The organism is Citrobacter sp. Res13-Sevr-PEB04-36 (assembly GCF_015672735.1).
Lineage (GTDB): Bacteria > Pseudomonadota > Gammaproteobacteria > Enterobacterales > Enterobacteriaceae > Citrobacter.
Genome location: NZ_JADABY010000037.1, coordinates 62045 through 74384, shown reverse-complemented (window position 1 = coordinate 74384; position 12340 = coordinate 62045). Strand labels below are relative to the sequence as shown.

10 protein-coding genes are annotated in these 12340 nt (G+C 49.1%); 3 read left to right on the top strand and 7 right to left on the bottom strand.

The window, feature by feature from the left end; all coding sequences use genetic code 11:
* Positions 1-14: 14 nt before the first annotated feature.
* The 5 genes from oppF to oppA form a co-directional block, all read right to left on the bottom strand.
* Positions 15-1019 carry a murein tripeptide/oligopeptide ABC transporter ATP-binding protein OppF gene (gene oppF / locus IMQ48_RS10685; RefSeq protein ID WP_135322073.1) on the bottom strand — a complete coding sequence of 335 codons (1005 nt, stop codon included), beginning with the start codon at positions 1017-1019 and terminating at the stop codon, positions 15-17.
* Positions 1016-2029 (bottom strand): murein tripeptide/oligopeptide ABC transporter ATP-binding protein OppD, encoded by a 1014-nt coding sequence (oppD, locus tag IMQ48_RS10680; RefSeq protein ID WP_135322074.1) that lies wholly within the window; start codon positions 2027-2029, stop codon positions 1016-1018. The genes oppF and oppD overlap by 4 nt, the downstream gene beginning before the upstream one ends.
* 11 nt (positions 2030-2040) lie before the next feature.
* Positions 2041-2949 (bottom strand): oligopeptide ABC transporter permease OppC, encoded by a 909-nt coding sequence (oppC, locus tag IMQ48_RS10675; RefSeq protein WP_196209006.1) that lies wholly within the window; start codon positions 2947-2949, stop codon positions 2041-2043.
* 18 nt (positions 2950-2967) lie between these two features.
* Positions 2968-3888, bottom strand: a complete 921-nt coding sequence (oppB, locus tag IMQ48_RS10670) for an oligopeptide ABC transporter permease OppB (protein ID WP_096756798.1) — start codon at positions 3886-3888, stop codon at positions 2968-2970.
* A gap of 121 nt (positions 3889-4009) precedes the next feature.
* Positions 4010-5641 carry an oligopeptide ABC transporter substrate-binding protein OppA gene (oppA, locus tag IMQ48_RS10665; RefSeq protein ID WP_196209005.1) on the bottom strand — a complete coding sequence of 544 codons (1632 nt, stop codon included), beginning with the start codon at positions 5639-5641 and terminating at the stop codon, positions 4010-4012.
* A gap of 224 nt (positions 5642-5865) precedes the next feature.
* On the opposite strand from oppA, the gene IMQ48_RS10660 reads away from it, so the two are divergent.
* Positions 5866-6030: a hypothetical protein gene (locus IMQ48_RS10660; protein ID WP_196209004.1), complete on the top strand. Its 165-nt coding sequence runs from the start codon at positions 5866-5868 to the stop codon at positions 6028-6030.
* A gap of 381 nt (positions 6031-6411) precedes the next feature.
* Here the strand turns inward: IMQ48_RS10660 and IMQ48_RS10655 are convergent, their stop codons facing one another.
* Positions 6412-7059: a YchE family NAAT transporter gene (locus tag IMQ48_RS10655; protein ID WP_196209003.1), complete on the bottom strand. Its 648-nt coding sequence runs from the start codon at positions 7057-7059 to the stop codon at positions 6412-6414.
* A 487-nt stretch (positions 7060-7546) separates the two neighbouring features.
* Between IMQ48_RS10655 and adhE the strand changes: the two genes are divergently transcribed.
* Positions 7547-10225: a bifunctional acetaldehyde-CoA/alcohol dehydrogenase gene (adhE, locus tag IMQ48_RS10650; RefSeq protein WP_196209002.1), complete on the top strand. Its 2679-nt coding sequence runs from the start codon at positions 7547-7549 to the stop codon at positions 10223-10225.
* Positions 10226-10550: 325 nt separating this feature from the next.
* Here the strand turns inward: adhE and tdk are convergent, their stop codons facing one another.
* Positions 10551-11168, bottom strand: coding sequence for a thymidine kinase (gene tdk, locus IMQ48_RS10645; protein ID WP_005126397.1), 618 nt, complete (start codon positions 11166-11168; stop codon positions 10551-10553).
* Positions 11169-11814: 646 nt separating this feature from the next.
* Here tdk and hns point away from each other — a divergent pair.
* Positions 11815-12228, top strand: coding sequence for a histone-like nucleoid-structuring protein H-NS (gene hns / locus IMQ48_RS10640; protein WP_096756794.1), 414 nt, complete (start codon positions 11815-11817; stop codon positions 12226-12228).
* Positions 12229-12340 lie beyond the last annotated feature (112 nt).

Here is a 12340-nt window from a genome sequence, read left to right as displayed (position 1 = left end):
GTCAGCCCTCCCGATTATAGCGGGTCTACTTTCAGGCAGGAAACAGCGTGGCGGAAACTTCCTTCCAGAACAGGTCGCGTTTTTGCACATTCCGGTCCGGCAATCGGACAACGGGTACGGAACACGCAGCCAGACGGCGGATTGATTGGTGACGGTAATTCGCCTTCCAGTAGCTGGATGGTTTTGTTCCTCTCCTGGTCGGGATCGGGAATTGGTACTGCCGACATCAGTGCTTTGGTATAAGGATGCAGCGGATTATGGTACACCTCGTCATAGGTGCCCAGTTCCACTGCATGCCCCAGGTACATCACCAGCACACGGTCAGAGATATGCTTAACCACCGCCAGGTCATGGGCAATAAAGATTAACGATAATCCCATTTCTCGCTGTAGTTGTTGCAACAGGTTCACTACCTGCGCCTGAATCGACACATCCAGCGCGGAAACCGGTTCATCGCAAATAATCAATTTTGGCTCAAGGATCAGCGCGCGAGCAATCCCGATACGCTGACACTGCCCGCCCGAAAATTCATGCGGATAGCGGTTAATCAGATTCGGCAGCAACCCCACTTTCATCATCATCGTCTTCACACGGTCTCGCACTTCCTGCCCTGACAGGCTCGGATGATAAGTGCGCAGCGGTTCGGCGATAATTTCACCGATGGTCATACGTGGGTTTAATGAGGCCAGTGGGTCCTGGAAAATCATCTGAATATCGCTGCGTACCGCCCGCCACTCATCGGGTTTCATACCCAGCAAATCTTTACCCAGCCAGGCTACCTTGCCATCGGTGGCTTTCACCAGACCGATAATCGCACGGGCAAAAGTAGATTTACCACAGCCTGATTCACCCACCACGCCTAAGGTTTCGCCTTCATACAATCGCAGGGTCACGCCATCAACCGCCTTCAGCGTTTTTGAAGGTTGCCAGAACCACTGCTTGCCGTCTTTAATATCGAAATGGACTTTAAGGTCGGCAATTTCGAGCAGCACTTTTCGTTGTTCAGTTGCCGTTGTCATACCAGTTCCTCCACCGGTTTAAAGCAGGCGCGCAGACGGCCTGGGCTAAACTCTTCCAGCGGCGGAGCGCTGCTACAGATTTCCATGGCGTGCGGACAACGAGGCTGGAACGGACACCCTTTAGGCAAACGCAGCAGGTTTGGCGGGTTGCCAGGAATGGTCAGCATCTCTTCCCCTTCAGCATCGAGACGAGGCACCGCGTTGAGCAAACCGATGGAATACGGATGGACGGGCTTGTAAAAGACATCGCGCGCGCTGCCATATTCCATAGTACGCCCGGCATACATCACCAGGACCTTGTCACAAATCCCGGCAACCACCCCCAGATCGTGGGTGATCATAATAATCGCGGTATTAAATTCGCTCTTCAGTTCATTCAGCAGCGTCATAATTTGCGCCTGGACTGTGACATCGAGCGCGGTTGTCGGCTCATCGGCGATCAATAACTTTGGCCGACACAGCAGTGCCATAGCGATCATCACACGCTGGCGCATCCCGCCAGAAAACTCGTGTGGGTACATCTTCATACGCTTGCGCGCTTCCGGCATTTTGACCGCATCCAGCATTCTGACGGACTCTTCAAACGCTTCCGCCTTACTCATGCCTTTATGCAGCATCAGCACTTCCATTAACTGCTCTCCGACCCGCATATACGGGTTCAGGGAAGTCATAGGGTCCTGGAAGATCATCGAAATTTGTTCGGCACGCAGTTTATTCAACTCGCGTTCCGGTAAATTCAAAATTTCACGTCCGTTGAACGTCGCGGAACCGCCGATGCGACCATTGGCCGCCAACAGTCCCATCAGGGCAAACGCCGTTTGCGATTTCCCCGAACCAGATTCACCGACAATACCCAGTGTTTCTCCGGCACGCAGCGAAAAGTTCAGATCGTTTACCGCTGTGACATCACCATCGGGGGTGGCAAACGTCACGCGCAGATCTTTCACGTCCAGCAGTGCGTTAGCCTGTTGTTGCGCGAGCGGCGCGGTCGAGGTTTCAATTACGCTCATGGCTGCACTCCTTAACGGTCTTTCGGGTCGAGGGCATCACGCAGGCCATCGCCAATAAAGTTGAAACAGAACAACGTCACCACCAGGAAACCTGCCGGAAACAGCAGCAGCCACGGCGAGACTTCCATTGAGTTAGCGCCATCGCTTAACAACGCTCCCCAGCTACTTAATGGTTCTTGCGTCCCCAATCCCAGGAAGCTCAGGAAGGACTCGAACAGGATCATGCTTGGTACTAATAGTGATGCGTACACCACCACCACGCCCAGCACGTTCGGGACAATATGGCGGATAACAATGCGCACGGTCGAAACCCCACCCACCTGCGCAGCCTCAATAAACTCTTTGCGCTTCAGGCTCAGCGTCTGGCCACGCACGATACGTGCCATATCCAGCCAGGAGACCATACCGATCGCCACAAAAATCAGCAGAATGTTTTGCCCAAAGAAGGTCACCAGCAAAATGACGAAGAACATGAATGGGAAGGAGTTGAGGATTTCCAGCAGGCGCATCATGACAGAGTCAATTTTGCCGCCCAAATAACCTGACAGCGATCCGTACAACGTGCCGACAATCACCGCCACCAGCGCCGCGGCAATCCCGACCATCAGCGAAATACGTCCGCCAATTGCCACGCGTACCAGCAGGTCACGCCCCGAGGAATCAGTACCGAAGTAGTGCCCGGACTCACTGTCCGGCGCGCTGGACATCATTCCCCAGTCGGTGTCGAAATAGGTAAACTGCGACAGCATTGGCGCGAGGGTCACAAATAGCGCGATAACCACCAGCACCACCAGACTTGCTACCGCCGCGCGGTTATGCATAAAGCGTCGACGCGCATCCTGCCACAGGCTGCGACCTTCAACCTCCAGCTTTTCACTGAAATTCTCCAGCGTCTCGCTGTTTTTCTTACTTAACATCATAGATAGCGAGCTCCAGTATCAGTAACGGATTTTCGGGTCGATAACGGCATACAGCACATCGACAATCGCATTAAACACAATCGTTAACGCCCCGACCAGAATGGTCAGGCTCAATACCAATGAGTAGTCGCGGTTCAGCGCGCCGTTAACGAACAATTGACCAATACCCGGCAAACCATAGATAGTTTCAATCACCATCGACCCCGTAATAATGCCGACGAATGCCGGGCCCATATAGGACAACACCGGCAGCAGTGCGGGTTTTAACGCGTGACGAAAAATAATCCGCCGCATCGGCAAGCCTTTCGCCCGTGCGGTACGAATAAAGTTGGAGTGCAGCACTTCAATCATCGACCCGCGGGTGATACGGGCGATACTGGCGATATAAGCCAGCGACAACGCCACCATCGGCAAGATCATAAATTTCAGCGCCCCGCCGTTCCAGCCACCGCCGGGCAACCATTTCAGCGTTATTGCAAATATCATCACTAACAAGGGGGCCACCACAAAGCTGGGGATAACCACCCCGGTCATCGCCACCCCCATCACCGTGTAATCCCAGCGCGTATTTTGCTTCAACGCAGCAATAACTCCGGCACTGACGCCAACGAGTACCGCCAGGATAAAGGCAGCGGCACCCAGCTTCGCCGAAACCGGAAAGCTCGAGGCAACCAGATCGTTAACTGTATAGTCTTTATACTTAAAGGAAGGTCCAAAATCGCCATGCGCCAGTTGCTTCAGGTAGCTGAAATACTGCGTGGTGATAGGGTCATTAAGATGGTATTTCGCTTCAATATTCGCCAGTACTTCTGGCGGCAACGCGCGTTCACCGGTGAAAGGACTTCCCGGCGCAAGACGCATCATAAAGAATGAGATCGTAATAAGAATAAATAGCGTCGGAATCGCTTCCAGACAGCGACGTAATATAAATTTTAACATTGCCCGTACCTTCTGGCGTGTGCCTTTATACCTCTTTAAGCCATTTATGCGGCCAGAGAGGTATTTATAGTTCGAAGAAAAAGACACTGTGGGGCAACGATGGTCGCCCCACGTCTTGCCATTAATGCTTGATAATATACAAGTCTTTAACGTGGATATTATCCATCGGGTCTTTACCGGAGTATCCACCTACCCATGGTTTCACCAAACGGGCATTGACGTAGTAATACACCGGTACAATCGCAGAGTCTTTATCCAACTGCTGCTCAGCTTTCGAATAAAGCTCGCTGCGCTGCGCTTCGTCAGTCACTTTCAGCGTATCGGCAATCAGCTTATCAAATGCCGCGCTCTTATAGTGAACGGTGTTGTTGGAGCTGTCTGACAGCACCATGTTAAGGAAAGAGGTCGGTTCGTTGTAATCCGCACACCAGCCGGCACGAGAAACATCGTAGTTACCCTGATGACGGGTATCGAGGAAGGTCTTCCACTCCTGGTTTTCCAGCTTAACGTTGGCCCCCAGATTTTTCTTCCAGATAGAAGCGGCTGCAATAGCCAGCTTCTTGTGCAGATCGGAGGTGTTATACAACAGATCAAAGGTCAGCGGTTTTTCTGCAGTAAAGCCAGCTTCAGCCAACAGTTTTTTCGCTTCTTCGTTACGTTTTTCCTGTGACCACTTGAACCACTCTGGCTCAACCAGTTTTGCGCCATCGGTATACGGCGGAGTGAAGCTGTAAGCTGGCAGATCGCCCTGATTCTTCACTTTGTTGACGATAATGTCACGATCCAGCGCCATCTTCAGGGCAGTACGCACACGAACATCGTTGAACGGCGGTTTCTGGTTATTAATTTCGTAATAGTAGGTACACAGATACGGGTCAACGTGAACTTCGTTCGGGATCTCTTTTTTCAGTTTCTGGAATAACTCAATCGGCATGTTGTTGTAGGTCATGTCGATTTCGCCGCTGCGATAGCGGTTAACATCAGTCACTTCAGAAGAAATTGGCAGGTAGGTTACCTGGTTAATCACGGTTTTGGCGTTGTCCCAGTAGTTGGTATTACGCTCAAGCACAATGCGCTCGTTGACGACCCAATCTTTTAATTTATAGGAGCCGTTAGAAACAATGTTCGCAGGCTGGGTCCATTTATCACCAAATTTTTCCACAACCGCTTTAGGCACCGGGGAAACAGATGAGTGAACAAGCAGTTTGTAGAAATACGGAACCGGTTCGCTGAGTGTGACTTCAAAAGTATGGTCATCAATGGCTTTTACACCGAGATCGGTGATCGGTTTTTTACCGGCGATAATATCGTCAATATTAACGATATGCCCATACTGCAAATAGCTGGCATATGGAGAAGCGGTATTTGGATTTGCCAGGCGCTGCCAGCTATATACGAAATCTTGTGCAGTAACGGGGGAGCCGTCCGACCATTTTGCGTCTTTACGCAGATGGAACGTCCAGACTTTAAAATCTTTATTTTCCCATTTTTCAGCCACACCCGGTGATGGCTTGCCATCAACGTCGCTGATTAATAAACCTTCAAACAGATCGCGACTAATGTTGGATTCCGGTACGCCTTCGATTTTGTGTGGATCGAGAGACTGAACTTCCGAGCCATTATTACGCACCAGCGTCTGCTTTTCAGCCAGTTGAACTCCCGCGGGTACTTCTGCCGCCGTGGCAACATTCCCAGCGATTAGCGCAGATAGAATCCCCGCCGCTACTAAACTTTTTTTAGTGATGTTAGTCATTGTGTTGTACTCCCTCATTATTATGGCTGGTTTTTTAACCAGACTGTTAATCCTGTACGGATCCCTGTACGGCACCGGAGATTTTCTGCCGTCAGGTGGTTTATTGTTTACTGCTTGCTATCACCGACTTTATTTATTTTGGCGATTCGTACGACCGCCTTGCGTCGATTATCTACGTGCCTCCCCTGCCGGACACACGTGGTTACTCTGTTGATGGAAGAAAAATGGAAACAATTCTCATCAACGTTAAATCTTCTGCAAAATACCTGGCCGGAAAGTATCAAATGCGTTTCTTAACCGCCAATACATTTTACAGATTTGTTAAGCAATTCTCTTTTATCGAAAAAAAATTGCACAAAAATGGGTATCAAAATGAGATATTTTTATAATAAATCCATGATAAACAATCTATTGCATCATTATCAGGATTGGCAACCCTGTCCGGTACCAATCTGTCGTGAATGTGCACATAAATTTAACAATTGGTTATTAATTAGCACATTCATCTAAAATAGATGCTGAAATAACTAATAACATTTCGATAATCCTTCAGCAAGCCCCAGAGTATGATGTTAGCAAAATAACAGAGGGCACTCTGTCTAGCGGTGCAGATTAAAAAATAATTATCTTTTAAATCAATGCATAATGGAGGAGTTGACGATCGGCTTCTTTTACAATTTCAACGCTGATTTTCAACTTTAGTGAGAAGTTTTACTGATAATGAAAAGAACGGAGTTGGTGGTCAACTCCGTTAGTAGCGAACGGTCCCGTCAGGCAAGCAAGCCAGGGAAAATGGATTTAATACCGGTAACGATAAATTCGATCCCTAACGCCATGAGCAGTAAGCCCATAATGCGCGTAATGACGTTGATGCCCGTTTGCCCCAGCAAGCGTACCAGCCAGGGCGCCATGCGAAACAGCCCCCAACAGCACAGAGCAAACAGGGCAATCGCCACAAAGAAACCGAACAGGTTTAATGCGCTGTGGTAGCGAGTTCCCCAAACGATGGTTGAACTTATCGCACCCGGTCCCGCCATCAACGGCAATGCCAGCGGGACAACACCGACACTCTCACGGATGGCGGTCTCTGATTTTTCCTGTTTATTTTGTTTATCTTCACCGAGTTTTCCGCTGATCATCGACATCGCGATGGTCACTACCAGAATCCCACCAGCAATTCTGAACGAATCAATCGAGATACCGAAGAGTTGCAGGATCCCATCCCCGAGGAACAACGAGGTCCATAGGATGATCGCCACCGACAGGTTTGCCGTCAGGTTGGTCTTGTTACGCGCAGTTGCGGTTTGGTAGCTGGTCATGCTGATAAAGACAGGGATGATCCCTACGGGGTTAACCAACGCAAATAACCCAATGAAAAATTTAAAATAGAGTGGAAAATCAAATAGCGTTTGGATCACGGTTAGCTCCGAAGCGTTAGCCGGATAAAATGAGTCATAAAAAATGTTAAAAACCGCGCTGACGATACGCCTTTTGACAGCATTCTTCACCTTCTATCTGCGTATATCTCTGTAAACGTGCTACCAATACTCAGTGTTATTAATATGTATTAAATATGCTAATGTTAACCTCATTCACCACATCCATTTATTAACATTTGCCGACAACCGCTAAAAGAGCATGCTGAAAGGTGTCAGCTTTGCGTAAACTTGATCCAGATCACGCAATTACTACTCAGAAGTGAGTAACCTTGCTTACGCCACCTGGAGGAAACGCGTTAGAGTTAGATGACGCTACCGTATAAGCTCTTTTAGTAAATCAATGCAAGGTGAACGTTAATTAACCGTTTGATTTTCAAAACGTTACACAAATTTTCGTCGATCTGTCTATACTCTCGTAGCGAGCAGATGATTTACTAAAAAAGTTTAACATTATCAGGAGAGCATTATGGCTGTTACTAATGTCGCTGAACTTAACGCACTTGTAGAGCGCGTAAAAAAAGCCCAGCGTGAATATGCCAGTTTCACTCAAGAACAGGTTGACAAAATCTTCCGTGCCGCCGCTCTGGCTGCCGCAGACGCTCGAATTCCTCTCGCGAAAATGGCCGTTGCCGAATCCGGCATGGGTATCGTCGAAGATAAAGTGATTAAAAACCACTTCGCATCTGAATATATCTACAACGCTTATAAAGATGAAAAAACCTGTGGAGTTCTGGCTGAAGACCATACTTTCGGGACCATCACCATCGCTGAACCGATTGGTATCATCTGCGGTATCGTGCCGACCACTAACCCAACGTCTACCGCAATCTTCAAATCACTGATCAGCCTGAAGACGCGTAACGCCATTATCTTCTCTCCGCATCCGCGTGCTAAAGATGCAACCAACAAAGCAGCAGACATCGTTCTGCAGGCTGCTATCGCTGCTGGTGCACCAAAAGACCTGATTGGCTGGATCGATCAACCTTCCGTTGAACTGTCTAACGCCCTGATGCACCACCCGGACATTAACCTGATCCTTGCGACCGGTGGTCCAGGCATGGTTAAAGCTGCATACAGCTCCGGTAAACCGGCAATCGGCGTAGGCGCAGGTAACACCCCTGTTGTTATCGACGAAACGGCTGATATCAAACGTGCGGTAGCATCAGTACTGATGTCCAAAACCTTCGACAACGGCGTAATCTGTGCTTCTGAACAGTCCGTTGTAGTTGTTGACTCCGTCTATGATGCCGTTCGCGAACGTTTCGCCAGCCACGGCGCCTACATGCTGCAAGGTAAAGAGCTGAAGGCTGTTCAGGACATTATCCTGAAAAATGGCGCACTGAACGCGGCTATCGTAGGTCAACCGGCATACAAAATCGCTGAGCTGGCCGGTTTCTCCGTGCCAACTAACACCAAGATTCTGATTGGTGAAGTTAAAGTTGTTGACGAGAGCGAACCGTTTGCTCACGAAAAACTGTCTCCGACGCTGGCAATGTACCGTGCAAAAGACTTCGAAGACGCTGTTGTTAAAGCTGAAAAGCTGGTTGCAATGGGCGGTATCGGTCACACGTCTTGCCTGTACACTGACCAGGATAACCAGCCAGAACGCGTTGCTCACTTCGGTCAGATGATGAAAACTGCGCGTATTCTGATCAACACCCCGGCTTCTCAGGGTGGTATCGGCGACCTGTACAACTTTAAGCTTGCACCTTCCCTGACTCTGGGTTGTGGTTCCTGGGGTGGTAACTCCATCTCTGAAAACGTTGGTCCTAAGCACCTGATCAACAAGAAAACCGTTGCTAAGCGAGCTGAAAACATGTTGTGGCACAAACTTCCGAAATCTATCTACTTCCGCCGTGGCTCACTGCCAATCGCGCTGGATGAAGTGATTACCGATGGTCACAAACGTGCGTTGATCGTGACCGACCGCTTCCTGTTCAACAACGGCTATGCTGATCAGATCACTTCCGTTCTGAAAGCTGCTGGCGTTGAAACTGAAGTGTTCTTTGAAGTTGAAGCTGACCCGACGCTGAGCGTTGTGCGCAAAGGTGCTGAGCTGGCTAACTCCTTCAAACCAGACGTGATCATCGCGCTGGGCGGCGGTTCCCCGATGGACGCTGCGAAAATCATGTGGGTCATGTACGAACATCCAGAAACCCACTTCGAAGAACTGGCACTGCGCTTTATGGACATCCGTAAACGTATCTATAAGTTCCCGAAAATGGGTGTAAAAGCGAAAATGATCGCCGTCACCACCACTTCTGGTACCGGTTCTGAAGTCACTCCGTTTGCGGTTGTTACCGACGACGCGACCGGTCAGAAATATCCGCTGGCAGACTACGCGCTGACCCCGGACATGGCAATTGTTGACGCCAACCTGGTGATGGATATGCCGAAGTCACTGTGTGCTTTCGGTGGTCTGGATGCCGTCACTCACGCCCTGGAAGCTTACGTTTCCGTACTGGCTTCTGAGTTCTCTGACGGTCAAGCTCTGCAAGCACTGAAACTGCTGAAAGAAAACCTGCCAGCGTCCTACCACGAAGGTTCTAAGAACCCGGTAGCACGTGAGCGTGTACACAGTGCAGCGACTATCGCCGGTATCGCGTTTGCTAACGCCTTCCTCGGTGTATGTCACTCCATGGCGCACAAACTGGGTTCACAGTTCCACATTCCTCACGGTCTGGCGAACGCCCTGCTGATCAGCAACGTTATTCGTTATAACGCGAACGACAACCCGACTAAACAGACTGCCTTCAGCCAGTACGACCGTCCGCAAGCACGTCGTCGCTACGCTGAAATCGCAGATCATCTGGGTCTGAGCGCACCGGGCGACCGTACCGCAGCGAAAATCCAGAAACTGCTGGCATGGCTGGATGAAATCAAAGCTGAACTGGGTATTCCTAAGTCCATCCGTGAAGCGGGCGTTCAGGAAGCTGACTTCCTGGCTCACGTTGACAAACTGTCTGAAGATGCGTTTGACGACCAGTGCACCGGCGCTAACCCGCGCTACCCACTGATCTCTGAACTGAAACAGATCCTGCTGGATACCTTCTACGGTCGTGAATACAGCGAAGGTGAAACTGCCGCTAAGACTGAAGCAGTTGCAGCGCCTAAAGCTGAGAAAAAAGCGAAGAAATCCGCTTAATTCAAACGCCTGACTTTTAGCATTACCCTAAACGGTCCCTTCACGGGACCGTTTTTTTTTGTGCACAGAAAACCCCCAGCCAGGCCCTGTCTCTTGATCAGGAGATCTGATCAAGAGACAGGGCTATGCCGACGGATATTTATTCGTCTGCGTGTTGCAGCTTCATCGGGCAAATACTCATGCAGGCCATTGCGGCGAATAGCCATGCCAGTAGGGTATTGAGAGACGTGTGGGTAAAGCGCCTGAAGAGGTGACTGTAGGGTAGCGCTCACTGCGAATGCAGCAAGCCTACCCTGCGTGTTATCAGCGCCCAGAAAAGCGCAGGTTAATCGTGGCTGTGTCTTTCCTGAATAGCCGTCAGAGAGCCCTCAGACTGCGCTTCTTTATAGTGCTTGCGGCATACTGATACATAGCGCTCATTCCCGCCGATAACCACCTGCTCGCCCTCGTTATAAGGTCGTCCAGCCTGATCAAGACGTAATACCATGCTAGCCTTGCGCCCACAGAAGCAAATGGTCTTTAATTCGACCAGCTTATCTGACCAGGCAAGCAAGTATTCGCTGCCACCAAATAATTCACCGCGAAAATCGGTGCGTAACCCGTAACATAAAACCGGAATATCCAGCTGATCGACAACCTCGGATAATTCATAAACCTGTTGGCGCGTCAAAAACTGCGACTCGTCGACCAGCACACAATGTATTCTTTGTTGCGCATTCTCCGCGCGAATTTCTTCGAACAATGATGAATTTTGGTTAAACAGTTTTGCTGGTGACGACAGACCTATACGTGAACTTACTTTTCCTGCCCCAAACCGATCGTCAATTTCCGCTGTATATACAACGGCACGCATGCCACGTTCCTGGTAATTGTATGAAGATTGCAGCAAAGCGGTCGACTTCCCCGCATTCATAGCAGAATAGTAAAAATATAGCTGTGCCATTGACCGTCGGCCCTCACCTGGGTAAATAAATATGCGCGGATTGTATCATAATTCACAAACATGTCTGCGCGACGTTGTCATCCACACTCGTATAAAACATCGCGTCAACATCACTCATCGACACCCTAAATATGACGTACTACAGGAAGACTTAGAGAACATACTTAAGTTCAGGGCGAAGACCAATGAACAGCGCCAATGCTCGAACAATCCGATTTATGACGGTATATACACATTCTTTCACAAATAGTGCCCTTGAAATTCATCAACAATGCTTATCATCACAGTTCAATAAAGAAACCCTGCGGTTATTGTTATTGAATCCCACTGAGGTGTCCTCGTAATAGCGAATTTCCGTAAGCAAAACTAATACAAAAGGTTGAAATTACTGCAAACAGATACAATTGCAACACCGTAAAATGTGACCTAAATCTTGAAATTTCACTCCTGAACGATGAGTATCCACCGTACCAATAAGCCTTTTTTATGCCCTACATCGTAGAAAATTTAACGGTGAAGAATTAATGCAGGTACTAAATAAAGCGCAATTTTGAATTCCTTACATTCCTGGCTATTGCACATCTGAATTTATCGCTCTATTATTAGCTCAACAAACCCCACCCAATATAAGTTTGAGATTACTACAATGAGCGAAGCACTTAAAATTCTGAACAACATCCGTACTCTTCGTGCGCAGGCGAGAGAATGCACTCTGGAAACGCTTGAAGAAATGCTGGAAAAATTAGAAGTTGTCGTTAGCGAGCGTCGCGAAGAAGAAAGCGCTGCCGCTGCTGAAGTTGAAGAGCGCACGCGTAAACTGCAACAATATCGTGAAATGCTGATTGCTGACGGTATTGACCCGAACGAACTGCTGAATAGCATGGCTGCGGTTAAAACCGGTGCTAAAGCTAAGCGCGCAGCACGTCCGGCTAAATATAGCTATGTTGATGAAAACGGCGAAACGAAAACCTGGACCGGCCAGGGTCGTACACCAGCTGTGATCAAAAAAGCGATGGAAGAACAAGGTAAACAGCTGGACGATTTCCTGATCAAGGATTAATCCACAATTAGTTTGCTTCAAATCCCGCCCACTGGCGGGATTTTTTTTACCTGTACTTCGCACAACCCTACCCAATATAGGTATAAAAAAACGGCGCCAGATAAACAGCGCC